General features: G+C 64.2%; 24 protein-coding genes, 1 tRNA gene and 1 pseudogene. 8 read left to right on the top strand and 18 right to left on the bottom strand.

The window, feature by feature from the left end:
- Positions 1 to 14: 14 nt before the first annotated feature.
- The 3 genes from obgE to rplU form a co-directional block, all read right to left on the bottom strand.
- Positions 15 to 1265 (bottom strand): GTPase ObgE, encoded by a 1251-nt coding sequence (obgE, locus tag ACNANG_RS09445; protein ID WP_420226979.1) that lies wholly within the window; start codon positions 1263 to 1265, stop codon positions 15 to 17.
- A gap of 233 nt (positions 1266 to 1498) precedes the next feature.
- A complete protein-coding gene (gene rpmA, locus ACNANG_RS09440; protein ID WP_420226978.1) occupies positions 1499 to 1756 on the bottom strand; it encodes a 50S ribosomal protein L27 in 258 nt (85 codons plus the stop codon).
- A 67-nt stretch (positions 1757 to 1823) separates the two neighbouring features.
- Positions 1824 to 2135 carry a 50S ribosomal protein L21 gene (gene rplU / locus ACNANG_RS09435; protein WP_420227496.1) on the bottom strand — a complete coding sequence of 104 codons (312 nt, stop codon included), beginning with the start codon at positions 2133 to 2135 and terminating at the stop codon, positions 1824 to 1826.
- A gap of 573 nt (positions 2136 to 2708) precedes the next feature.
- Between rplU and ispB the strand changes: the two genes are divergently transcribed.
- The 5 genes from ispB (at position 2709) to ACNANG_RS09410 (ending at position 8253) form a co-directional block, all read left to right on the top strand.
- The gene (ispB, locus tag ACNANG_RS09430) at positions 2709 to 3674 is read left to right on the top strand and encodes an octaprenyl diphosphate synthase (protein WP_420226977.1); all 966 of its coding nucleotides are present in this window, start codon (positions 2709 to 2711) and stop codon (positions 3672 to 3674) included.
- Between the two features lie 45 nt (positions 3675 to 3719).
- A tRNA-Pro gene (locus tag ACNANG_RS09425) sits at positions 3720 to 3796 on the top strand.
- A gap of 666 nt (positions 3797 to 4462) precedes the next feature.
- On the top strand, positions 4463 to 6472 hold the full coding sequence (locus ACNANG_RS09420) for a DUF1800 domain-containing protein (RefSeq protein ID WP_420226976.1): 2010 nt from the start codon (positions 4463 to 4465) through the stop codon (positions 6470 to 6472).
- 8 nt (positions 6473 to 6480) lie between these two features.
- Positions 6481 to 7866 (top strand): DUF1501 domain-containing protein, encoded by a 1386-nt coding sequence (locus ACNANG_RS09415; protein ID WP_420226975.1) that lies wholly within the window; start codon positions 6481 to 6483, stop codon positions 7864 to 7866.
- A gap of 201 nt (positions 7867 to 8067) precedes the next feature.
- Positions 8068 to 8253, top strand: coding sequence for a hypothetical protein (locus ACNANG_RS09410; RefSeq protein ID WP_420226974.1), 186 nt, complete (start codon positions 8068 to 8070; stop codon positions 8251 to 8253).
- On the opposite strand, the gene ACNANG_RS09405 is transcribed toward ACNANG_RS09410, so the two are convergent.
- On the bottom strand, positions 8222 to 8890 hold the full coding sequence (locus tag ACNANG_RS09405) for a TetR/AcrR family transcriptional regulator (protein ID WP_420226973.1): 669 nt from the start codon (positions 8888 to 8890) through the stop codon (positions 8222 to 8224). The genes ACNANG_RS09410 and ACNANG_RS09405 overlap by 32 nt on opposite strands.
- Before the next feature lie 126 nt (positions 8891 to 9016).
- Here ACNANG_RS09405 and ACNANG_RS09400 point away from each other — a divergent pair, with 126 nt between their 5' ends.
- Both ACNANG_RS09400 and ACNANG_RS09395 read left to right on the top strand, forming a co-directional pair.
- Positions 9017 to 9793 carry a Bcr/CflA family efflux MFS transporter gene (locus ACNANG_RS09400; protein WP_420226972.1) on the top strand — a complete coding sequence of 259 codons (777 nt, stop codon included), beginning with the start codon at positions 9017 to 9019 and terminating at the stop codon, positions 9791 to 9793.
- Positions 9751 to 10227 (top strand): hypothetical protein, encoded by a 477-nt coding sequence (locus ACNANG_RS09395; RefSeq protein ID WP_420226971.1) that lies wholly within the window; start codon positions 9751 to 9753, stop codon positions 10225 to 10227. Before ACNANG_RS09400 ends, ACNANG_RS09395 begins: the two co-directional genes overlap by 43 nt.
- A gap of 53 nt (positions 10228 to 10280) precedes the next feature.
- Here ACNANG_RS09395 and ACNANG_RS09390 read toward each other — a convergent pair whose 3' ends face one another.
- From ACNANG_RS09390 to ACNANG_RS09360, 7 genes and pseudogenes are all read right to left on the bottom strand, one after another.
- A complete protein-coding gene (locus ACNANG_RS09390; protein WP_420226970.1) occupies positions 10281 to 10826 on the bottom strand; it encodes a hypothetical protein in 546 nt (181 codons plus the stop codon).
- Between the two features lie 29 nt (positions 10827 to 10855).
- Entirely contained in the window at positions 10856 to 11149 is a 294-nt protein-coding gene (locus ACNANG_RS09385) for an SRPBCC family protein (protein ID WP_420226969.1), read from the bottom strand.
- A 9-nt stretch (positions 11150 to 11158) separates the two neighbouring features.
- Positions 11159 to 13507, bottom strand: a complete 2349-nt coding sequence (locus ACNANG_RS09380) for a xanthine dehydrogenase family protein molybdopterin-binding subunit (RefSeq protein ID WP_420226968.1) — start codon at positions 13505 to 13507, stop codon at positions 11159 to 11161.
- Positions 13491 to 14009, bottom strand: a complete 519-nt coding sequence (locus ACNANG_RS09375) for a (2Fe-2S)-binding protein (protein WP_420226967.1) — start codon at positions 14007 to 14009, stop codon at positions 13491 to 13493. The genes ACNANG_RS09380 and ACNANG_RS09375 overlap by 17 nt, the downstream gene beginning before the upstream one ends.
- 3 nt (positions 14010 to 14012) lie before the next feature.
- Positions 14013 to 14789: an FAD binding domain-containing protein gene (locus ACNANG_RS09370; protein ID WP_420226966.1), complete on the bottom strand. Its 777-nt coding sequence runs from the start codon at positions 14787 to 14789 to the stop codon at positions 14013 to 14015.
- A gap of 99 nt (positions 14790 to 14888) precedes the next feature.
- Positions 14889 to 15881 carry an ABC transporter substrate-binding protein gene (locus ACNANG_RS09365; protein ID WP_420226965.1) on the bottom strand — a complete coding sequence of 331 codons (993 nt, stop codon included), beginning with the start codon at positions 15879 to 15881 and terminating at the stop codon, positions 14889 to 14891.
- Between the two features lie 62 nt (positions 15882 to 15943).
- Positions 15944 to 16929 (bottom strand): annotated as a pseudogene (locus ACNANG_RS09360) (tripartite tricarboxylate transporter substrate binding protein).
- 546 nt (positions 16930 to 17475) lie between these two features.
- On the opposite strand from ACNANG_RS09360, the gene ACNANG_RS09355 reads away from it, so the two are divergent.
- Entirely contained in the window at positions 17476 to 18003 is a 528-nt protein-coding gene (locus ACNANG_RS09355) for a MarR family winged helix-turn-helix transcriptional regulator (RefSeq protein WP_179588893.1), read from the top strand.
- 58 nt (positions 18004 to 18061) lie between these two features.
- On the opposite strand, the gene ACNANG_RS09350 is transcribed toward ACNANG_RS09355, so the two are convergent.
- From ACNANG_RS09350 to ACNANG_RS09320, 7 genes are all read right to left on the bottom strand, one after another.
- Positions 18062 to 18586, bottom strand: a complete 525-nt coding sequence (locus ACNANG_RS09350) for an aromatic-ring-hydroxylating dioxygenase subunit beta (protein WP_420226964.1) — start codon at positions 18584 to 18586, stop codon at positions 18062 to 18064.
- Between the two features lie 5 nt (positions 18587 to 18591).
- Positions 18592 to 19881 carry an aromatic ring-hydroxylating dioxygenase subunit alpha gene (locus tag ACNANG_RS09345; RefSeq protein ID WP_420226963.1) on the bottom strand — a complete coding sequence of 430 codons (1290 nt, stop codon included), beginning with the start codon at positions 19879 to 19881 and terminating at the stop codon, positions 18592 to 18594.
- Positions 19882 to 19892: 11 nt separating this feature from the next.
- Positions 19893 to 21206 carry an NAD(P)/FAD-dependent oxidoreductase gene (locus tag ACNANG_RS09340; protein ID WP_420226962.1) on the bottom strand — a complete coding sequence of 438 codons (1314 nt, stop codon included), beginning with the start codon at positions 21204 to 21206 and terminating at the stop codon, positions 19893 to 19895.
- 9 nt (positions 21207 to 21215) lie between these two features.
- Positions 21216 to 21521, bottom strand: a complete 306-nt coding sequence (locus tag ACNANG_RS09335) for a non-heme iron oxygenase ferredoxin subunit (protein ID WP_420226961.1) — start codon at positions 21519 to 21521, stop codon at positions 21216 to 21218.
- Positions 21522 to 21624: 103 nt separating this feature from the next.
- Entirely contained in the window at positions 21625 to 22389 is a 765-nt protein-coding gene (locus ACNANG_RS09330; protein ID WP_420226960.1) for an ABC transporter permease, read from the bottom strand.
- Position 22390: 1 nt separating this feature from the next.
- Complete coding sequence (locus ACNANG_RS09325) at positions 22391 to 23170, bottom strand: ABC transporter ATP-binding protein (RefSeq protein WP_420226959.1); 780 nt, start codon at positions 23168 to 23170, stop codon at positions 22391 to 22393.
- Positions 23167 to 24189: an ABC transporter substrate-binding protein gene (locus ACNANG_RS09320; RefSeq protein ID WP_420226958.1), complete on the bottom strand. Its 1023-nt coding sequence runs from the start codon at positions 24187 to 24189 to the stop codon at positions 23167 to 23169. The genes ACNANG_RS09325 and ACNANG_RS09320 overlap by 4 nt, the downstream gene beginning before the upstream one ends.
- Between the last annotated feature and the right edge of the window lie 90 nt (positions 24190 to 24279).

Genomic DNA, 24279 nt, shown 5'->3' with positions numbered 1-24279 from the left:
AAGGACCTGACGATTTAACGGAAGCGGGGGTCGTCGCTGCGCTTGACGAAGGCTTCGCCGTCCTGGTCGTCCTGGTCTTCGTCGCGAATGGCGGCGTTGCCATGCGCGCCGCGGCCGGAGTGGGTGTCCGACCCGGGGTAGTCACCGGCATCCACACCCGCCTGCGCCGCCGACATGGCCGCGTCATGTTCCGCTTTGGCGGACGCTGCCGATCGGCTGTCGGCAAAACGCGAGTCCTGGTCAAAAGCCTGTTCGGCCAGGCGTTGCTCATCCAGCCAGTTCTGCAACGCCCACACCAGTTCCTGGGTGCCGGCCCCGCTCAGGGCCGAGATTCCGAATACCGGACCATCCCAGCCCAGTTCGTAGCAGAAGGCTTCCTGCAGGCCCTTGGGGTCATCGACCATGTCCAGCTTGTTCAGGATCAGCCAGCGCGGCTTGTTATAAAGCTCTTCGTCGTACCGGCGCAGTTCTTCGACGATCGCGCGCGCTTCGTGCACCGGGTCGACCGACGCGTCCAGCGGGGCCACGTCCACCAGGTGCAGCAGCACGCGGGTGCGCGACAAGTGACGCAGGAACTGGTGACCCAGCCCCGCGCCGTCGGATGCGCCTTCGATCAACCCGGGAATATCGGCAATCACGAAGCTGCGATCGGTATCGGTCCGGACCACGCCCAGGTTCGGATGCAAGGTGGTGAAGGGATAATCGGCCACCTTGGGCCGCGCGTTCGACACCTTGCGGATCAGGGTGGACTTGCCGGCGTTCGGCATGCCCAGCAGGCCCACGTCGGCCAGCACCTTCAATTCCAGCTTGAGCTTGCGCTGACCGCCTTCGGCGCCAAACGTGAACTGGCGCGGCGCGCGGTTCGTGCTCGACTTGAAGTGCAGGTTGCCCAGTCCGCCAGCGCCACCTGCCGCCAGCACCACGCGCTGCCCATGGGTCGACAGGTCGAACAGGAATTCACCGGTGTCCGCGTCATGCACGATCGTGCCGACGGGCATCCGCAGGGTAATGTCCTTGCCGCCCGCGCCGTACCGGTCGGACCCGCTGCCCTGTTCGCCGTTCTGGGCGCGGTGCAGCCGGGCGTACCGGTAATCGATCAGGGTGTTGATGTTGCGGTCGGCGATCGCGTAGATCGTGCCGCCGCGGCCGCCGTCGCCGCCATCGGGGCCGCCGAAGGGGATGAATTTTTCGCGGCGAAAGCTCGCCACGCCGTTGCCGCCCTTGCCGGCAATGACTTCGATGGTGGCTTCGTCGACGAATTTCATGATCTGTACCGCATAGAAGAGCCGCCGCTGTGAATCAACGGCAAAACAGCGTCACGCAATCCGACGCTGGAAAGGGGGAGTGCAACAACAGAGGCTGCAACAACAGGGACTGCAACAACAGGGACTGCAAAAGACAAAGGTCCTGCCACGCGAGCGACAGGACCCATTGTGCACGACCTAGGCGCCGCACCACGTGGCAGGCGCGAAGGCCCGCCGCGCAGGGCTGACGTCTATCAGGCGGGAACGATCGAGACGACCTGCTTGCGCAGGGCGCCCTTGAACGAGAACGTCACACGGCCTTCGCTCAGCGCGAACAGGGTGTGGTCCTTGCCCATGCCAACGTTCACGCCAGCGTGGAAACGCGTACCGCGCTGACGCACGATGATCGAACCCGCCGAGATGACTTGACCGCCGTAGGCTTTGACGCCCAGGCGCTTTGATTCTGAGTCGCGGCCGTTCCGTGTCGAACCGCCGCCCTTTTTCTGTGCCATTTTGAACTCCTACTACTCTTAAGATTCTTGCCCGCTACACCGGCAAACCGCGCAACATCAAGCCAATTTAGGCGGTGATGGTGCCGATCTGGATTTCGGTGTAGTTCTGACGGTGGCCCTGGCGCTTCTGGTAGTGCTTGCGCCGACGCATCTTGAAAATGCGGACCTTGTCATGACGACCGTGTGCAAGAATCGTTGCCGTAACGACCGCGGTGGTCAGGAGGGGAGCGCCGATCACGATCTGATCGCCTTCACCCACTGCCAGTACCTGGTCCAGCGTGATTTCTTGCCCAATGTCTGCCGGTATCTGTTCTATCTTCAATTTTTCACCAGCGGCAACGCGATACTGCTTGCCACCGGTTTTTATGACCGCGTACATGGGATAACCTCTAGCTTCTTTCTTGGGTTGTTTGCAAAGCCGCGGCGGACAACGTCCGGCAGCAATGCGCAGGGTAATGCTTGTCGTGCTGTGCTTGTACTGCTGCACTGGTACTGCTGCACCTGTACGGCTGTACTTTTCAATCAGCTGACGCGAAATCCGCCGGAATGCATTCCAAGGGGATTGCGGGCAGGATTTCATCATGCGCCGGCTGATACGGCGGTTAGCATCGGCGGTTAACATCATGCGCCGCTGATACGGCGTCAACTTCGCCGTCTGTCCTTCGCCGTCTGTCCGTCCGCATTCAATACTTCGAACGCGCACGTATTCATCCTTTTGACAGGGTGAACATGCGACTATAGCAAGACTTGTTTCACGGCGTCAACCTGAGCCGTGGCGGGCGCGCAGCACCGTATAATCCGGGAACGCGCGCCGGGGTTTCCCCGATGCGCCGACTGACTGCGGGGCAACCTGCAGCTCTGCCGCCGACCGGGGTTCTCGGTCATTGATCACTGTCCTGGCCGCCGGTTGTGCACTCGACCTTCGGCAGCCAGTTTGCCGCCCGGATTCCCCTTGAGCCTGCCTACGCTGTTTGCCCCGATCGCCGACGACATGAAAGCTGTCGATGCCGTGATCCGCGCGCGTCTCGACTCCGATGTGCCGCTCATCCGCACCATTGCCGATTACATCATCGGCGCGGGCGGCAAGCGGATGCGGCCTGCATTGTTATTGTTGATCGCGCGCTCTCTCAATTACCAGGGCACCAACCATCACTTGATGGCGGCGGTGGTCGAATTCATCCATACGGCCACTCTGCTGCACGACGACGTCGTCGACGAATCCAGCCTGCGCCGCGGCCGTCCCACCGCCAATGCGGTGTTCGGCAATGCCGCCAGCGTGCTGGTGGGCGACTTCCTGCACTCCCGCTCGTTCCAGATGATGGTCGAAACCGGATCCGTGCGGGTCATGCAGATCCTTGCCGACGCCACCAATGTGATCGCCGAAGGCGAGGTGCTGCAGCTGTTGAACGTGCACGATCCCCTGGTGACCGAAGAACGCTACTTCCAGGTGGTCCGCTACAAGACCGCGCGTTTGTTCGAGGCATCGTCGCAACTGGGCGCCGTGCTGGCTGGCGCCACCCCGGAACAGGAAGCCGCGGCTACGGAATTCGGCCGCCGCATCGGCACGGCATTCCAGTTGATCGACGACGTGCTCGATTACAGCGGCGATGCCGACGCGCTGGGCAAGAACCTGGGCGACGACTTGCGCGAAGGCAAACCCACGCTGCCCCTGATCCGCGTCATGAACGTCGGCACGCCGTCGCAGCAGGCGTTGATCCGCGATGCCATCGAAACCGGGGAAGGCGATTTTGCGGCCGTTGCCGCGGCGATCCGCGAGTCCGACGCGCTGGCCTATACCCGTCAGCGCGCGATCGAAGAAGCCGATGCGGCGCGCCAGGCGTTGGAGACCTATCCCATTTCCGATTTCAGGAATTCTTTGATAGAATTCTGCGCTTTCGCGGTCAATCGAGATCGCTGAAAGAAATCCCGTGATCGGGCAACCGATCAAAACCAGCGTTACCGTCGGGGCGTAGCTCAGCCCGGTAGAGTACTGCGTTCGGGACGCAGGAGTCGGAGGTTCGAATCCTCTCGCCCCGACCAAGAATCGGAAAGCCGGATCATCTTTAGATGATCCGGCTTTTTTCGTTCATGCATCGGTCTGGACCACACGACTGCCACCTGACCCGCGGGATCTCGGCGTAAAGTTGGCACGATGTTGGCGTGACGTCCGGGTGAGGTCCGGGTGACGTCAGGATGACGTTCCGATGACGTCCGGGTGACATTGGCGTGACCAAGCGGTTGCAGCCTTGAAGGAACTGTGGTGTTTGCAGCAACAACGACCGGCCCAAGTGGCCGGTTTTTTCGTCCTTCTTCCGGACTGGGTGTCAACCTTGTGTAAGGGAATGTCTGTCAGAGGATGTGTCAGGGACGCGCAGCCGCGCTGTGGGTTGTATTCCTTACTCGTTCTGAAGTGAACTTTTGACAGTATTGGCCTGGCTGCTCAACGGGAAGCGGTATAGGTCCTGAAGTATGTAGGCTTAGCTCTTACTTCGCGACAGTCATGCATACGTAAAACCCTGTTATATCGGGCTTTTCGGGAAGTGTCGTCAATTTTGAGACAGACAAGATTAGGACCGGGAAAGTAGTCCTTTTCAAACGATGTACAAGACCGCAGTCGTTCACTATTTGTAAGGATTACCACGTAAATATAGATTCTACATAGTTGGGTGCCTCAAAGCGCCCGACCCTTTGCAGCGGCGGAATACCTTGAGCACTCATCCCAGCCTTGACGACCCGATCGCGTCCAACGTGACGATCGATGACGCCGTGACCGGCGTCGCCATGCCTGAACCGGAAGACGTCTCCGCGACGCCCGCATCGAACGGCCTGCTCAATACGGTGCGGTCGTCGCTGTTTGCCTGGCCGTCGGCATTGGCCGCAACGGTGCTTGCCGCGTGCGGTGGCGGTGAAGGCGGCGCGGAAGTCGGATCGGCGGTAGCCACGCCGACGCCAACGCCAACGCCGACGCCAACGCCGACGCCGACCCCGACCCCAACGCCGACGCCGACGCCAACACCGACGCCAACGCCGACGCCAACGCCAACGCCAACGCCAACGCCAACGCCAACGCCAACGCCAACGCCAACGCCAACGCCGGATCCGACCCCGACGCCAACACCGACGCCGGATCCCACGCCCACTCCGCAGCCGACGCCCGAGCCGACCCCGCAGCCCACCATCGCGCCGACGGCCGCCGAGGCGTCTCGCTTCCTGCAGCAAGCGCAGTTCTCGGCCTCGGACGCGGAAATCTCCGCGGTGCAGACGATGGGTTACAAGGCCTGGCTGGACCAGCAGTTCAACACCCCGTCCGCCATCAGCGGCTGGGACTGGCTGATCAGCCGCGGCCTGAACGGCAGCAACCAGAACGGCAACTTCTTCCCGATCAACTACATGGCGTGGCATCAGCTCATCATGAGCGGCGACGCCGTGCGCAAACGTGTCGCGCTGGCCCTGTCCGAAATTTTCGTGGTCGCTGCCGAAAACGTGCAGGGCGCCGAACGGCCGCTGTTCCTGCTGGCCGCCTACTGGGACATGCTGTCCAGCAATGCCTTTGGCACCTATCGCCAGTTGCTCGAAGCGGTCACGCTGAATCCGGCCATGGGCTACTTCCTGAACGTGCGAGGCAACCAGAAAGCCAACCCGTCGACAGGCCGCGCGCCCGACGAGAACTTTGGCCGCGAAGTCATGCAACTGTTCTCGATTGGCCTGTACGAGCTGAACCAGGATGGCACGCTCAAGACCGACGGCAACGGTCAGCCGATTGAAACCTACAACCAGGCCACCGTATCGGCCATGGCCAGCGTCTTCACGGGCTGGGACTACGACTACACGCAAGGCCACACGCAGGAAAACCCGGTGCAGGTGCGCCTGCCGATGAAGCTCAATGCCTCGTTGCATTCGACCAGCGCCGCCAGCTTCCTGGGAACCAATGTCGCGGCCGGCACCGACGGCGCAACCGCGCTCAAGATGGCGCTCGACACCCTGGCCAACCATCCAAACGTGGCGCCCTTCATCGGCCGCCAGCTGATCCAGCGTCTGGTGACCAGCAATCCCAGCCCGGCCTATATCGGCCGTGTGTCGGCGGTCTGGAACAACAACGGATCGGGTGTCCGCGGTGACCTGAAGGCCGTGATCCGCGCCATCCTGCTCGACGACGAAGCCCGCAGCGGCAGCATCGCCGGCGGCCCGACCTGGGGCAAGCTGCGCGAACCCATGATCCGATTCATCCAGTGGGCACGCACCTTCAACGCCAGCTCGCCGTCGGGCGAATGGACGCTTGGCGACCTGAACAGCAGCTCGTGGGCCCTGGGCCAAAGCCCGTTCTATTCGTCATCGGTATTCAACTTCTTCCGTCCAGGGTATGTGCCGCCGGATACCGCATTGGCCGCCACCGGCCAGGTGGCGCCCGAATTCCAGATCACCAACGAATCGACCGTCGCCTGCTACATCAACTTCATGGCCGACACCGTCCGCAAGGGCTTCGTGCAACTGGTGCCCAACTACACCAAGGAACTCAGCATCGCCGCCGACGCCACCGCATTGGTGGACCGCGTCAACTTGTTGATGACGGGCCGGCAACTCAGCGCTGCGACCCTGAACACCATCGTGACCGCCGTGTCGTCGATCTCGGCCGGGTCGGCCGACGGTCTGAAGAACCGGGTCTACGCCGCCATCCTGTTGGTGATGGCTTCCCCGCAATACATCGTCCAGAAATAGGCCCCGCCATGACTCCTCTCCATTCTTCGGGCCAGCTTGCCCGCCGCGCCTTCCTGCGCCGCGCGGGTCAACTCGGACTGGCCGGCGTGGCCACGCCGTGGGCACTCAACCTTGCCGCCATTGGCGAAGCCGCCGCCTTCACGGCGTCGGACTACAAGGCGCTGGTCTGCGTCTTCCTGTACGGCGGCAACGATCATGGCAACACCGTGATCCCGGTCGACTCGGCCAACTATGCCAAGTACGCCACGATCCGCGGCGGCCTCGGCCTGCCCCAGGCCAGCCTGGCCGGCACCACCCTCGATCCAACCACAGCCCTGCCCAACGGCATGAAGCTGGCCCTGGCGCCGCAAATGACCGGTCTCAAGCAACTGTTCGACAACGGCCGCATGGCGGTGCAGTTGAACGTGGGTCCGCTGCGGGTGCCGACCACGCTGGCGCAATACCAGGCGCGGTCGGTGCCGCTGCCTCCCAAGCTGTTCTCGCACAACGACCAGCAATCCATCTGGCAGTCGTCGCAGACCGAAGGCGCCACGCGTGGCTGGGGTGGCCGCATGGGTGACCTGGCCATGGCCAATAACGGCAGCTCGGTCTTCACCTGCATTTCCGTGTCCGGCAACGCCGTCTACCTGTCGGGGGACTCGGCCCTGCAGTACCAGGTCAGCCCGTCGGGCCCCGTGTCGATGTGGCCCACCAAGAGCGGTCTGTATGGCTCGAACGCGTGCAGCGCGGCGCTCAAGTCGTTGATCACCGGATCCAGCACGCACGTCCTTGAAAACGAATACGCCCGTGTGACCAGCCGTTCCATCGCGGCGGAAGCGCAGGTCGGGGCGGCGCTGGCCGGCATCCCGACTTCCACCACTCCCTATCCGGCGGACAACCCGCTGGCTGCCCAGTTGCAGATGGTGGCCAAGCTGATCTCGGCGCGCAGCGCGCTGGGCACCAAGCGTCAGGTGTTCATGGTGTCGATGGGTGGCTTCGACCTGCATGACGGCCTGCCATATCAGCACCCGGCCCTGTTGGCCAAAGTGTCCGAAGCGATGACGGCGTTCTACGCCAACACGGTGGAACTCGGCATCGCCAACAGCGTGACCGCCTTCACGGCATCGGACTTCGGCCGCACGCTGGTGTCGAACGGCGACGGCTCGGACCACGGCTGGGGCTCGCACCACTTCGTGGTGGGCGGCGCGGTCAAGGGCAAGCAGTTCTACGGCACGGCGCCGTCGGTCTCGGTCAACGGGCCGGATGACGTTGGCCAGGGCCGCCTGCTGCCCACCACGTCGGTCGACCAGTTCGCGGCGACGATGGCGCGCTGGTTCGGCGTGTCCGACAGTGAGCTGAGCCTGGTGGTGCCGGGGATTGGGAACTTCGGCTCGCGGACGATGGGCTTCCTGTAAGCCTGCTCCAACGACAAAGCCCTGACCGGGTTATCCCTCGGTCAGGGCCAATTCTTGCCAAACCGTAACCCCTGAGCAAGCTCAAGATTGAGCAATGGCGGGCCTGATCCAGGGATCGGGCCTTTCCATACGGTAAGGCGCAATCCGGTTCTTCCGGCGCCCGCGCTCCTAGACTGGAAGCTCACTAGTCAAGGAGTTGCCATGGTTACGCTACTCATCGTCGTGGGTCTTATCGGCGGCACGTGTGCCCTTATCTACGCAATGGTCATGATCGCCATGATGCTGGGCAAGAAGTCCAAACGGGCCGATGCACAAAAGGTCGTCACCCCGTCACCTGTCACGCCGTCATCGTCCATCAAGCGCGCGCCGTCGACCTCCACTCCCTGATCGCCATGCGGTCGGACCTCGGTACGCCCTTCAGTCGGCTGCCCCCGGTGGCCGGCTGAGGAGCGGCCACACCATCGCCACGCACACAGCAACGTTGCGCCGCCGGGTGCGCCGGTCGGGCAGCTTGCCGGGTTCCACCAGCGCACGCAGTTGCAGCCCCCAGCGCGGCCCCCACGATGATGGGCAGCAGCGGCTGGATCGTCCTGGCATTCCATGCCGGAAAGACGCGCGTCAGCGCCTCGCGCAGATAGCTTTCGCCGCGATCAAGGGCGGCGGTAAAAAACTGCTGACTCAGCTCGGGCGCATGCAGCGTCTCGCAGATCGCCAGGCGGGTCATCGACACCTGCCGCGGCATCAGAATGAAATCCACCAGTCCGCTCAGCACGTCCGTCAATGCGGCGCGGGTGTCCGCGATCGTGTCGCTGCCCTGGTAGGCCAGGATGGGAAAGGCGTCGTTGTCGGCGATCAGCGACGAGAACAGGCTGGCCTTGTCGGCAAAGACGGCGTACAGCGTTTTCTTCGACATGCCGCAGGCGCGGGCGATGTCGTCCATGCTTGTGTCGCCGTATCCCTTCGCGGTGAACAGGGCTTCGGCGGCGTCCAGGATGCGGCGGCGCCTGTCGGCGGCCGACAACACGGGGGCCGTCCAGGCCCCTTTTTGTCGGTCATGTCGGTGTCTTGCGTCATCGAAACGGTCGCGAGCCTTGATTAAGGAAACTCAATGGTTCCATAATACGGCCTTCTTTTTTATTTGACTACGATCATGGACAAACGCGCGCTGCGCATCGCCATCATCCTGGGCGCGCTCAGCGCGCTCGGACCGCTGGCCATCGATATGTATCTGCCGGCGTTGCCGATGATGGTGAACGATCTTGCGACCCATGACGGCGCGGTGCAGCGCAGCCTGATGTCGTTCTTCATCGGCTTGACGCTCGGCCAGCTGGTGTACGGGCCGGTGTCCGACAAGGTCGGCCGCAAGCCGGTGATCTACGCTGGCCTGGCGCTGTTCACGCTGGGGTCGATCGGCTGCGCGATGGCAACGTCCATCGACCAGCTGACCGTGCTGCGGCTGGTGCAGGGCTTGGGCGGGTCGATTGGCATGGTGATCGGCATGGCCGTGGTGCGCGACCTGTACACGGGTGCGCTGGCAGGGCGGCTGATGTCGTTGATGATCATGGTGCTGGGCATCGCGCCCATCCTGGCGCCGCTGTTCGGCAGCGTGGTGCTGTCGGTGGCCACATGGCAGATCATCTTCATTGTGCTGGCCGTTTACGGCGTAGTAGCGATGGCTGTCGTGGCGCGTTTCCTGCCTGAAAGCCGCATGCCGGAATTGCGCGCGGTCAGCCATCCGTCGGCCGCGTTCAAGCACTACGCCGGCCTGTTGGTCAGCAGCAAATTCATTCCGTATGTGCTGGCATTGGCGCTGGCGCAGGCCGGCTTTTTGCCTACCTGTCGGCGTCGTCGTTCGTGTTCATTTCGCTGCATGGCCTGTCGCCCATGGCGTACAGCATCATCTTCGGGGTCAACGCGGTGGGCCTGATCGCGGGTGCGCAGCTCAACGCACGCTATGTGCGCAGGCATGGCGCGGCGCCGGTGGTGCGATGCGCGACGGTGGTCTATGCCATCGCCGCCGTGGCGCTGGCCCTGGCGGACCAGGCGGGTGTGGCCACGTTGCCGCTGCTGTGCGTGCTGCTGTTCGTGGTCATCTCGAGCATGGGCTTCCTGCTGCCACCGAGCACCATGCTCGCGATGGAAGCGCATGGCGCCATTGCAGGCACGGCGGCCGCGCTGATGGGGGCGTTCCAGTTCGGCCTGGGCGCGATCGGCAGCGCGATCGTCGCGGCCCTGGCCGACGGCACGGCGGCGCCGATGCTGGGGGCGATCGCGGGCTGCGGCGTGGCCGCTGCGCTGGTGGCCAACCTGGCGTTTCCAAAGCGGGCGGCCCCCGTCAATACGGGTACCGCCGCGCACTGATCAGCGTTTCTTGCCGATGCCGAACATGCCCAAGAACGAACGCCACATGGCTTTCAGACCAATGGCCAGCATATTGATTTCCTGGACCGGATCGTCGTTGGCCACGGGGGCTGACGATAGGCGGGTGCGGGTGCAGGCGCTGCGGTTGCAGCAGCCGTCGAGCCCGGGCTGGCAGGCGCGACAGGCGACGCCGCGCCGTCGGCGGCAGCCGCCATGGCCGCCATCGATGCCGGCGCATGTATGCCGGTCGATGCGGGCACCGCAGCCGTCGCAGCGGCAACGCCCGCGGCCGGTGCGGCGTGGGATGACGTACCGGTGGCAGCCGGCGCGCTGGCCGGGCCTCCCGCAGGAACCTCCGCCGCAGCCGGTGGGATGCCCGAGGATGCACTGGCGGTGTGCCCTGGCGTCGCCGGAGGCGCCACCGCAGTTGCCGCAGCGCTTGCACCCGCTACCGCCGGAGCGGCCCCTTCGGGCTGCGCGAACGACTTCGCCAGGTTCTTCTCGAACTGCTTCAGGATCTGCGCGGCCACTTCCGAAATCATGCCGCTGCCGCGGCCGTACTGGGCCACCGAGCCCGACAGCGCCAGGTTGGTCGTCACCAGCACATCGGTGCCCGCGCCTGCCTCGGTCAGCGCAAAGCTAAATTCCGACTGCGCGCCGCCGCGGCCTCTGGGTCGACGCCCGATCCTTTCAGCCACGCAATGTGCGCGTCGTCATCCTGCTTGACCAGTTCCACCAGGCCATTGAAGGTCAACGAGACCGGGCCCAGCTTGACGCTGACCGACCCCTTGTACTTGCCCGGCCCGACGACTTCCGTCAGCTTGGCGCCGGGCAGGCACGGCATGATGCGCGGCACGTCCAGCAACAGCGCCCAGGCTTGGTCGATGGGCAGCGGAACGTGAAATTGATTGGTGAATTCCATACGGTTTTCCTAGCGGAGAGGTGCGTCGTGGCCGGTCGCGTCGATCAGTTCGAGCAGGCGCACCGGGCCCAGCGGGGATTCGGCGATCCGCACGCCAAGGTCCGACAGGGCATGTTCCACCGCGCCGATGATGGCCGATGCCACGGGAATGGTGGCGGTTTCGCCTATGCCCTTGACGCCCAGCGGGTTGAGCGGCGACGGAAAATTGCAGAACAGCACGTCGATGTGCGGCAGTTCGGGCGCGGTCGGCAGCAGGTATTCGGCAAAGGTGGTCGAGACGGGCTGCGCGCTTTCGTCGTAAGCCATGAACTCGAACAGCGCATTGCCGATGCCGTGCACCACCCCACCATGCACCTGGCCTTCGGCCACCTGCGGGTTGACGAGGTTGCCGCTGTCCTGCACGGCCACGTAGCGCGTCAAGGTGATCGCTCCGGTCATGGGGTCGACTTCGACTTCGCAGCCATGCGATGCGCCGGCATACGTCTGGTCATCGCAATGGAAGTGCGATATGGCTTCCAGGCCCGGGTCCGACGCATAGGGTAGCGAATACCCGGGCGCGCCTTTCATGGCCAGCGCGATCTGCGCGAGCGACAGGCTCTTGCCGCCCGCGCCGGTCACGTAGCCGTCCTGCACCGACATGTCGGACTCGGGCTGCTTCAGCATGGCGGCCGCCACGGCGCGGGCCTTGGCCACCACGGCGATCGACGCCTGGTGGACGGCCGATCCGGCCATGATGGTCTGCCGGCTGGCAAAGCCGCCCATGCCGTACCCCACGAATGACGTGTCGCCCGCGATCACGTCGATGGCATCGATCGACACGCCGAAGTGGCCCGCGCAGATCTGCGCGAGCGTGGTCTTCAGGCCCTGGCCCATGGCCAGCGCGCCGGTATGGATGGTGATCCTGCCCGAAGGCAGCACCCGCACCCTGGCCGTTTCGAACGGGCCGCGGCCGGTCGGCTTGACGCTGTTGGCAATGCCTATTCCGAGGTACACGCCACGCGCCCGCGCGGCATCCTGGCGGGCCTTGAATCCGGCGTAGTCGATGCGTTCCAGCAGCGCAGCCTGCAAGGCCGGAAAGTTGCCACTGTCAACGACCAGGGGCAGTCCGGCGCGCGACTTGAGCGGCTTGGTGTACGGAATCTTTTCGGGCGGAATCAGGTTGCGGTGGCGCAGGTCGGCGCGGTCCATGCCCAGGACCAGGGCGGCCTGGTCCAGCAGGCGTTCCATCACGAAGTTGGCCTGTGGGTAACCCGCGCCGCGAATGGTTGCGACCGGCACCTTGTTGGTATGCGCCACCTGCACGTCCAGCACGAAGTTCGGCACCACATACGGTCCGGTCAGCGACGACGCCGCGTTGTACGCCACGTTGGTGCCCTGGGGCGTGTAGGCGCCGTGATCGTGAATCATGCTGCCGCGCAGGCCGACGATCTTGCCGGCTGCATCGACCGCCATCTCGGCGTGCCAGTACTGGTCGCGTTCCTGGATGGCGCTGGTGAAGTGCTCGCGGCGGTCTTCCACCCACTTGACGGGACGGCGCAGCTTGCGCGCCGCGGCCGGGATCGCCACTTCCTCCGGATAGATCATGAATTTGGCGCCAAAGCCGCCGCCCACGTCGGGCGTGATCACACGCAGCTTGTCTTCGGGTTGGCCCAGCATCTGTGCGATCGCCGCGTGCAGTTCGTGCGCCAGCTGCGTCGACGACCATACCATCAGCGTGTCGGACGACAGGTCGGGCACGGCCAGCACGCCGCGGCCTTCCATTGAATGCGCGCAGCCGCGATGCACCCAGAAATCGTCGGCCACGATGGTATGGCCGGCGGCGAATACCGAATCACAATCGCCGTACGCCAGCTGATACTGCTGCAGGACGTTGGATTCGATTTCGGTGCGCACGGTAGGCGAACCGGGTTCGACCGCGGCGCGGCAGTCCGCCACCGCCGGCAGAATGTCGTAGTCGACCATCACCATCTGCGCGGCGTCTTCGGCCAGGTAGCGCGACTCGGCCACGACCACGGCCAGCGCTTCGCCCACGAAGCTGACTTCGTCAGGCGCCAGCACGAAAGGCGTGGTGTTCTTGGGCATGGTCGGCGACGGAAAGCCCAGCGGCATGCGCAGGGTGGTCACGTCGCCGCGCAGGTCGGCCGCCGAATAGATGGCCACCACGCCAGGCAGGTCGGCCGCCATGGACGTATCGATCGACAGAATGCGCGCATGCGCGTGCGGGCTGCGCACGAAACAGGCGTGCAGCGGCGCCGTCACGGGCACGTCGTCGACGAAGCGCGCCGTGCCGCGCAGCAGCGCCTGGTCTTCCATGCGGCCGACGCTGACGCCGGCGCCGTGTTTAACCCGCGTGTCCATGATCGGCCCTCGTTTTCAGCATGTGGGCCGCGTGCAGCGTCGCGGCAACGATGTTCTGGTAGCCGGTGCAGCGGCACAGGTGCCCCGACAGCACGTCCCGCACCGTGGCTTCCGAAGGGTCGGGATCGTCGGCCAGCAGTTCGGCCACCGACATCAGGATGCCCGGGGTGCAGTACCCGCATTGCAGGCCATGCAGGTCATGGAAGGCCTGCTGGATCGGGTGGAGCGGATCGGCCGGATCGGCCAGCCCTTCCACCGTGGAGATGTCATGGCCGTTGCCCTGCACCGCCAACATCAGGCAACTGCGTGCCGACTGGCCGTCGACCAGCACCGTACAGGCGCCGCAGACGCCGTGCTCGCAGCCGACATGGGTGCCCGTCAGGCCCAGTTCGCCACGCAGGCAGTCGGCCAGGTGCATGCGCACGTCGACCTCGCACTGGTGGTCGGTCCCGTTGACCTTGAGCATGATGGTGCGCTTCTGCGCGGGATCGAATTCTTCCATGGCTTACCTTGCAATGCGTGAAAGCGCGGTGTCCAGGGCGCGCCGCGTCAGCACGCGCGCAAGCCGCTGGCGATACCACGCCGGTACATAGGAATCACTGCTGGCGTCGATCAGGCCACAGGCAGCGGCCGCGGCGTCGAAGGCCGCGTTGCCGCGCGAGCCGACCAGCAGCGCTTCGGCGTCGGTCATGCGAACCGGGCCCGAGCCCACGCCGCCTAGCGTAATCGATGCCCGCGCGATGCTGCCATCGGCGCCTGGCGCAAGCAGCACGGCGACCGACACGATGGCGAAATCGCCATGGCGGCGCGCGTATTCCAGGAATGACCAGCCGTGGCCGGCAGGCCAGGGCGTGAACATGATGTCGGTCAGCAATTCATCGGGTTCCATGGACGGCGTCATGTAGCCGGCCGGGAAATCCGTCATGGCGATCTGGCGTGTGCCGCCCTGATTGGCGACCGTGATCACCGCATCCATCGCCATCGCGACAGAAGGGATCTCGGCCGCCGGATCGAGCTGGCACAGGCTGCCGCCGACCGTGCCACGGTTGCGGGTCTGGCGATGCCCGACCTGCAGGATGGCTTCGGCCAGCAGCGGCAGGCGGTCCTTGACCACCTGAGAAAACTCCACGTCCCGCTGGCGCGTGAGGGCGCCAATATGGACCGCGGACCCGTCGTCACGGATATAGCCCAGTTCCTGCAGCCCGTTGATATCGACCAGATGGTCGGGGAACGCAAAACGCATGTTGAGCATCGCCATCAGGGACTGGCCGCCGGCGAGCACGCGAACGTTCTCGTGGGCAGCCAGAAGCCGCAATGCGTCATCGACGCTGGAGGGGAGTGGTAGCCTACGACGGGAGGTTTCACTGCGGCCTGCCTTGTATCAGATCTTCGACAGGTCGAGCGCTGCCGGGTGGAACAGTTCTTCGGGCTTGACCAGGCGTTTCGACAGGCCCTGGTCGTAGTGATAACGTGCGAACGTCTCGATGGTATGGCGGTTGTTCTCCATGCCGAAAGGCCAGTAGTCGTCACCCATCAGCGCCTTGGCTTCGTTCAGGTGATGGACCATCCACGGCAGGGTCACGGCCAGGTGGCAGATCTCGTTCAACTCGTGGATCGCCATTTCCTTCGACTTGATGAAGGCCTTGTAGACGCTCACGGGCAGCCACGGATGCTGTTCGACCAGCGACTTGCGGATGCCGACCATGTGCATGATCGGGAAGATACGGGTGCGGCGGAAATAGTCTTTCTCGGCCTCGATGTAATCGCCGAACAGGCGGCCCACGTTGGGGGCGCCGCGCAGGAAACACGATGGGGCGCGCGCGCCGATATAGCTGTCGATCTCGCCGTCTTCCAGCATCTGCGACAGGGTCTTGTCGTCCGGAATCTGGGTCAGGTCGATGTCGTCGTCCAGCACGATAGGCGAACGCTCGCCCCGGCCGGGTTCTTCGATCCCGCCACGCACCCACTTCACGTCGCGCGGTTCCAGACCGTATTCGTCTTTCAGGATCCCGCGGATCCACACGTTGGCCGTGATCTGGTATTCGGGCACGCCAATGGTCTTGCCCTTCAGATCCTGCGGCGTGTTGATGCCGCGGTCGGTACGCACATAGATGCCCGACTGGCGGAATACGCGCGAGATGAAAGCCGGGATGCCGATGTACTCGTTGTCGCCGCGAGCCGTCGTCATCATGTGACTGCTCATCGAAATTTCGGTGACGTCGAATTCCTGGTAGCGGAATGCGCGGTGGAAGGCTTCTTCCGGTTCGATGGCTGCGGTGACGACCTCGCACCCTTCGATCTGCGCGCGGCCATCCAGAATGGCGCGGGTCCGGTCATAGTCGCCACACGAGAGGCTGATCTGCAATTTCTTCATCTGATTTTCTCAAGCGATGTTGAACAAAAACCGGCGCATCCGCGCCGGTGGCCACGCAACCGTCAATCTACCTTGAGGCCGATTTGCTGCGTCAATTTGGTAAAGCGGTCGATGTCGTCGGACACGATCTTGCTGAATTCCGCCGGGGTGCTCGACGTTGGCGCATACACCAGGCCAAGCAGCTTTTCATTGATGTCCGGACGGGCCACGATCTTGGCCACATCGGCGTTGATCTTGTCGACCACCGCCTTGGGCGTCTTGGACGGGGCCAGCAGGCCGTGCCACTGGTCGAGTTCATAACCCGCCAGATTGTTTTCGGCCACGGTTGGAACGTCGGGCAGGAAGGGCGAGCGGCCCTTGGACGTCACGGCCAGCGCGCGCAGCTTGCCCGCCTTGACGTACGGCATGGCCGACGACGCGGTCACGATCGCCACGGGCACCTGCTTGCCGAGCACGTCGGTCAGGGCCGGACCGCAACCGCGATAGGGGATGTGCTGCATGCCGATCTTGCCCTGCACGTTCAGCATCTCGCCCGCCAGATGCTGCGGCGTGCCGTTGCCGCACGAACCGAAAGAGACGCTGCCTGAACCGGGCTTGGCCGCCGCCATTAGCTCGGGCAAGGTCTTGTACTGGGACTCGGCCGACACGACGATGACCGACGGCACGAAGGCCACGTTCACGGCGGGCGCAAAGTCCGCTTTGGGATCGAAGGGCAGGTTGCGGAACACGCCCGGATTGACCGCGAACGAGCTGTTCACCATCAACAGCGTGTAGCCGTCGGCGGGGCTTTCGGCCACCGCGCGCGCGCCGATGTTGCCGCTCGCGCCGGTGCGGTTGTCGACGATCACGGTCTGGCCCCACACCTTCTGGAGTTCGCCGCCAATCAGGCGGGCAAGCAGGTCAGTGCCTCCGCCCGGGGGAAGGTCACGATGATCGTGACGGGCTTGGTCGGGAAGGTCGCAGCATCGGCCGCCACGGCGGTGGCCGAGGACAGACAGCTGACGGCCAGCACGGAGGCGCATACTGAAACACGTTTCCAGAACGACATGGAAGACTCCTGCAGAAGGTTCAGGGTAGGAAGTGAGGGTGGGGGTGACGCCATCGGGCTTCGACCCCTTTCAAGCAAGCGCTATGCCAATTTGAAAATTTGCGCCCTCATCGCCTGGGCGCTTCTCGCAGTTCGTCAGTATGCTGAGCCATATTATCAGTGTACTGACGGTATGAAAAATTTTTTCGGATCGGATCGGGGTTAATCCTGATCCTGGGGGGCGCCCGGCAAGGGGTGGGCGATGCACCAAAAGCGGCCCGGTGCTGCGGCATATTGGGGCGCAACGCTGGCCCGTTTTAGTGCAGATGAGCAGTATGCTGATGATCCCTGGAGCGTCTTCCAGCGTTCCGGACCGGCGGCGATGCCATGGACATGACAGGGGCGGCGATACGTACTCGCAGATGATCAGTATGCTGAGCATTTAAGACGTATGCCGCCCATTCATCGGCACCGCCACGGCGACGTGGAAAAACGGCCGCATTCGGCCTGTTGGCGCGGGTGCCGGCGGTTATAATCGTCAGCATACTAATAACCCCGGGCACTTTCATGTCGTCGAGCACCAGCCGACCCGCAGTCAAGAAGAAATCCAGCAAGCCCGCGGCGGCGGCTGTCGTTGATCCCGCCAAGGAACTGCTGTGGGCGCGGCCCGGCTTCCTCGTGCGCCGGCTGCACCAGATCCACGTGGCCATGTTCTTCGAAGAATGCAAATCGTCCAACACCACGCCCGTGCAGTACGCCATCCTGTCGGCGCTGGCCGTCATGCCCGGCCTGGACCAGACGGCGCTGGGCCAGGAAGTGGGGCTGGATCGCACCACCACGGCCGACGTCGTGCGCCGCCTTGAAGAACGTGGGTTGCTCGAACGCCGCGAAAACGAGGCCGACCGCCGCACCCGTCACGTGTTCCTGACGCGCGAAGGCAAGAGCGCCGTCAACGCCATGCATGCCGACATGGTTCGCGCACAGGAACGCATGCTCAGCCCATTGACCGACGCGCAGCAGAAAACCTTCATGAAGCTGGTGTCGCAACTGGTGGAAGCCAACAACCAGTACAGCCGCGCCGCGCTGCGCAGCTGATAAAAAAGCCGCGGGGCCATCGCGCCCCCGCGGCTTCCTCCTTCCGCCAGCAACCAGGTCAGACCGGATACACCAGGTCGTTCGCAATGATCGTGCTGTCGTAGATCACCTGGCGGTCCTTCAACAGCAATCGATCGCCTTCCACCACGAACACGTCGTGGTAGGTGCCGGCCATGTGTACCGTGGTCGGGCCTTCCACCAGGGTCTGCATCAACAGGAAGTTGGCTTGCGCCTTGATCGCGCCGTCGGCCTCCTCGGCCGTCACCCGTGTGTTGGTCACCAGGTGCAGCATGTAGCGGGGCGCGAACATCTGCGTGCGATTGATCGCGACCGCGCGGTCCTGCAGCATGCCTTTGCCTTCGCAATACACCAGGCCCACGGGCAGGCCCAGCTCGGCGTTTTCACGCGCCGTCACGCGGTAGATGCCGTCTTCGGTAAAGAACCCGGGCCAGTCTTCCAGCGACCCCGAATCCAGGGTCGCGCAGTAGTCGGCATGGAAGGCCTCGACGCGCTGGCGCAGTTCCAGCGCGCGGGCAGGCGCCAGGGTCGAGGCGTGGAACAGTGAAGTCGTAGTGAAGGTCATAACGGTCAGAATCCCATGACGCCGCGATAGTATTGGTACATGGCACGGATCGCCGCTTCCGAGATCAGCGTTTCGCTGGTGCCCACGTGGCCCGATTCCAGTTTCAGCACGTTGACGTCCGTGCTGGTGCGGCGCACGCCTTCCTGCACGAACTTCATGGCCTCGTTGTCTTCCAGGCCCAGGAAGCCGGCCGGACCCATCAGGTTGCCCTGGCGCAGACGGTGCTGGGTCATTTCTTCGGTGTCGTCTTCGTAGCCGAACATGGTCCACATCATCAGCATGCTGTCCGGACCATTGGGCACGATGTGGCGCACGCCCAGCGTGTTCATCTCGCGCTGCACGACCAGGTTGGGCCAGATCGTCTGCATCGTGACCGACCAGCGCGAATCCGTTTCCTTGATGTATTCCAGGAAACGGTCGTCCTGCAGGCGCATGCCTTCGTGGTACGACCGCATTTCCTTCTTGTTCTCGCTGCTGACCTCGGCGTACTTGTCTTCCTTCTTGGCCGACGCCATGGTGCCGTGGCGGCCATGCACCGGGTCGGCGATCATGGCCGAATCGTTGCCCGCCACCAGCAGGCCGAACACCACCAGGAACGAGTGCAGCAGGGTCGCGTGATACGGATCCTTCAGGTTCTCGTGATACATCTTCCAGTTGCAAGGCAACTCGTTCTTGTAATAGCCCAGGATCTTCAGCTTTTTGCCGTTGAACACGTGATTGAAATCCTGCAGGATTTCGGGCGTCAGGTACTCGGGGATCGGTTCGACGTCGTCGTGGTAGGACGCGAACACGACGCCGTTATAGACGGTGGTGTGCAGCTTGAGCAGGCCGTGGTCTTCGTTCTTGAAGTCCTTGGGCATGCCGCCGATCCGGTTCACGCCGCGCTTGAAGGGCACGCCTTGCAGGTTGCCCTTCAGGTCGTACGACCATTGGTGATAGGGGCACACGAACTCTTTGGCGTTGCCCTGGCTGTTGCGACAGAACTCGGCGCCGCGGTGCGCGCAGCGGTTCTCGAACACGTTGATCGAACCGTCTTCGGCGCGCGACATGACCACGGGCGTGGCGCCAACGTACGAGCGTTTGTAGTCGCCGGCGTTGGGCACTTCGGCTTCCAGGCCGACAAAGTTCCAGACCCGGCCTTTGAAGATTTTCTGCAATTCCTGGTCGTACACGGCATTGCTCGTGTAGATCCAGTCCGGGATTTCGTGCAGCGCGTCGTCGGGCCAGGCATAGGAGGCAAGCTCCGCATCCTTGTGACCGAGCGTCCGGTTGATAACTGCGTGGGCGTTGTACATGGCGATTCCTGTCAGGGAAGGGGCGCGGCGGGCGACGCGGCGACAGCGTCGCGCACCAGTTGCCGCAGATTCAGCGTCGTGTCCTGAAGCGCCTCGGGCGCGCAGGGAAGGTTCTTTTCGATCAGCACGCGCAACTGGCGCAGGTCGCCGCCCGCGTTCACGGCAATGCCATGACGCAGGTGGCCCTGCTCCAGGCCGAGCAGCAGGAACTTGGGCGCGGCCGCATCCGGATCGGCGTTGCCGCGCATGACGTATTCCAGCGCCGGGTCGTACGCGCCCAGCATCTGGAAGTTGCAGCCGAACTGGTCGGTCCAGAACCACGGCACGGCTTGCGGCGCCGTGTCCACGCCCAGCATGGCGGCGGCGGCAAGGCGCGCCTGTTCATTGGCGCTCTGCCAGGATTCCAGGCGCATTTCCTGCTTGAACAGCGGCTGGAACTGCGATGCGCAATCGCCCGCGGCAAACACATTGGCAATATTGGTACGGCACTGCGCGTCGATGCGCACGCCGCGATTGGCCGGGTGCACCGCAACGCCCGCGGCCTCGGCCAGGCCGGTATCGGGCACCAGGCCGATCGCGACCACCGTCAGGCGGGCCGACACTTCGGCGCCGTCATCCAGCATCAACGACGTGCCGTCGGCAGTGTGGGTCAGCTTGGCGATCCGGCGGCCCAGCCGCAGGTCCACGCCGGCATGCCGCGCGCGGGCGGACAACCATTCCGACAGCGCGGGCGGCACGGCGCGTTCCAGCAGGCGGCTGCCGGCTTCGACCAGGACCACCCGGCGGCCCAGCGTCAATGCCGTCGACGCCGTTTCAAGTCCCAGGAAACCGCCGCCGATCACCAGCACGGTGTCGCTCGCCTTCAGGTCGGCCAGTGCGGCACGCAGGCCGCGGGCGTCGTCCAGCGACCGGATGTAGTGCACGCCAGGCGTGCCAGCCGGCAGCTCGGGCAGTTCGCGGGCCGTCCCGCCGGTGGCGATCAGGCAGTGGCTGTAGGGGATCGTATTCCCCGCGCCGTCGTGAGCCACCGACGCCGCGACGTCCAGCGACGCAATCGTGCGGCCCAGGTGCAGGTCGATGGTGTTGTCAGCGTAGAACGCCGTGGGGTGCACGCCGATCTCGTGATCGGCCTGCTCGCCGCTCAGCACGGACTTGGACAGCGGCGGGCGCTCGTAGGGCGCATGCGCTTCGCTGCCGAGCATGACGATGCCGCCGCCGTGGCCCAGCTGGCGCAGCGTGGCCGCCGCGGTGGCGCCCGCCTGACCGGCCCCGATGATGAGGATGGGCCGGGCGGCGGAATCGTTGACGGGGGTATCGGCGCTCATGGCTTGCCTTTATGCGTCGACCAGCACGTCGTCGCCCTCGACCTTGACCGGGTACGTCACCAGATCCTTGGTCGCGGGCGCGCATTGGGCTTTGCCCGTGCGGATGTCGAAGGTAGCCTGGTGCAGCGGGCATTCGATGCAGCCGTCTTCCAGGTAGCCGTCGGACAGCAGCGCGTACTGGTGCGTACAGACGTTGTCGGTGGCGAAATAGCTGTCGTCGTCGCGATAGAGCGCGATGTGCGCCTGACCGGCATGCACGCCGATCACGTCGCCATTCTGCAGCTGACCGGCGCTTGCGACTTTGATCCAGGCCATAATGAATCCTATCTGTAAGTATGCTGACTAATAATCGTCAGTATACTGAGATTATTGCCGAATGGAAGATGGTGCGGGCGAATTGTGGTCGCCCGCTTTCCCATCAATGCGACGGGTCGTTCCGCCAGGGCGTGGCCCGGCGTTCCAGCAGCACCAGCGCGCCATAGAGCACCATGCCCATGATCGCGAGAATGAACAGCGCGGCAAACACGCGCACGGTATCGAACGTGCCTTGCGCGCTCATGATCACGTAGCCCAGGCCGCGCTGCGACGACACGAATTCGCCCACGATCGCGCCGACCAGCGCCAGCGAAATCGCGACCTTCATGCCCGTCACGATGGACGGCAGCGCGCACGGCAGCTTGACCTTCCAGAACACGTCCCATGCCGATCCCTTCAGCACCCGCGACAGGTCGGTCACGTCGGGCGGCACCGAACGCAGTCCGTGGACGGTATCCACAATGATCGCAAACACGGCGATCAGGAAAGCGATGGCGACTTTCGGTTCGGCGCCCGTGCCCATCCAGATCACGAACAGGGGGGCGATGGCAACCTTGGGCACGCTGTTGAAGGCAACGATGACCGGCCACACGAAACGCTCGAACGTCCGGGATCCGACAATGATGGCCGCAATCGCCACGCCGCCGATCACCGACAACAGGAAGCCGCCCAGGGTGGTCAGCAAGGTATAGGCCGCGTGGCCCATGTACCAGGGGAATTCCGCGGCCAGTTCCATCAGGATGGCGGACGGCAGGGGCAGCATGATGGGCCGCACCTGCAGCAGCCGGCCGGCGGCTTCCCACAGCAGCAGCACGACCACGGTCGAAAACAGGCCGGCCAGGGTGCTGGAATAACGGGACTCGCGCATATCAGGCCTTCTTCTCGTCGATCAGTCCCATGTCCTGGAACAGGCCGCGGATATGCGCGACATACTGGCCGAATTCGGGCGTTTCGCGGATCGCGAGCGGCCGGGGGCGGGGCAGGTCGATGGTGATCGTTTCTACGATACGGCCGGGGCGCGGCGAAAACACCATGACCACATCCCCCAGGAATACCGCTTCGGCAATGCCGTGCGTCACGAACATGACGGTGTTGCGCGTCTCCATCCAGATGCGCTGCAGCTCCACATTCATCTGATCGCGTGTCAGTGCGTCCAGCGCGCCAAAGGGCTCGTCCATCAACAACAGTTCGGGGTCGTCCACCAGGGCGCGGCAGATCGCGGCGCGCTGGCGCATGCCGCCCGACAGTTCGCGCGGATAGCTGTTGGCAAAGTCCGTCAGCTTGGTCAGCGCCAGCAGGTGGTCGACCTTGTCGGTATAGCGGTCAACCGGCTTGTGCGCGAATTCCACGGGCAGCAGGATGTTGCTGCGGATGCTGCGCCAGTCGAGCAGGGCGTCGCGCTGGAACACGATGCCGATGCCGTCGGGCGCGCCGCGCACGGGCTTGCCGTGCACTTCCAGCGTGCCGTCCGTGATGGTTTCCAGACCCGCCACGCAGCGCAGGAAGGTGCTTTTGCCACAGCCGCTGGGCCCCAGGATGCTGACGAACCGTCCCTGTGGAATGTCGGCATCGATGCCCGCCAGGGCCTGGACGCCGCGAGGTCCGGGGTACTGCTTGCGTACGCCTGCCGCGTGAACCGAACCACTCATTTCTTCGTGGCCAGCGCGCTGAATTTTTCGGGCGTGGCCAGGCCTTCGACGTAATAGTCGGTGGCGGCGCGGGTCGTGCCGATCAGTCCGACCGACGACAGCGTCTTGACCGCATCGGTCCAGTCGGCGGGCACCATCGCGCCCACACGGGCACCCGTGCCGAAGTAAGGCTTGAGCGCGTCGATCTGCCCGCGCAGCACGGTCTTGTCCAGGCGCGCCTGCGGACGCTGCGCGACGATGGCGTCCACCGCTTCATCCTGATGACCGGCATGGATGTATTCCCATGCCATGGCGGTCACGCTGGCGAAGCGGCTGATGGCATCGCGCTTGCTGGCCAGCTTGGCTTCGCTGGCGAACAGGCCAAAGCTGGGCATGTTCAGGCCGTAGTCGGCAAAGCGCACGGCTTGCGACGGCCGTTGTTTCGACACCGATGGCAGGAAGAAGGGGATGGTCGAGAACGCCGCATCGGCGCGGCCCACGGCATAGGTCGTGGCCTTGCTGGCGGCGTCCACATTCAGCAATTCGACGTCGGTGCGCTTGAGCTTGCCGGCCGCCAGGAACGCATCGACGAACGGCGCTTCAAGCGAACCTGCCGTGTACGCAATCTTCTTGCCCTTGAGCTGAGCCGGGCCGGTGATGCCGCTGCCATCGGGCACCAAAAGGCCGATGTCGCTCTGGCGCGCAAACACGGCCACGGCCTTGACCGGCAGGCCCTTGTCACGCGCGATCATCATCGAGGCCAGTGCGGCATGGCCTACGTCAAAGCTGTCGCCCGATCCGACGATCTGCACCGTCGTGACCGAACCATTGCCGTCTTCCAGCATGACATCCAGACCCGCCTGCTTGAACCAGCCTTTCTGCTGCGCCAGGTGGAATGGCGCCTGCACCCCCCACGGCGTCCAGTCCAGACGCACCCGCAGCGGCTCGGCCGTCTGCGCCATGGCGGGGGTGGAAAGACAGAATCCCAGCAGACCGATGGCGCCCGCGCCGGTAATCGTGGAAATCAGTTTCTGGAGCATGGCGACCTCGAGGAAGGAAGGACAATTCGGATGGGGCCATCAAGCAATCTGCATGCCAATGCCGCGCGCAGCCTGCCCGCAAGTCTGTAC

It is taken from the genome of Pigmentiphaga litoralis (assembly GCF_048632615.1).
GTDB lineage: Bacteria > Pseudomonadota > Gammaproteobacteria > Burkholderiales > Burkholderiaceae_B > Pigmentiphaga > Pigmentiphaga litoralis_B.
The sequence above is the reverse complement of the archived record's forward strand: the minus strand, read 5'-3'. Positions and strand labels throughout refer to the sequence as shown.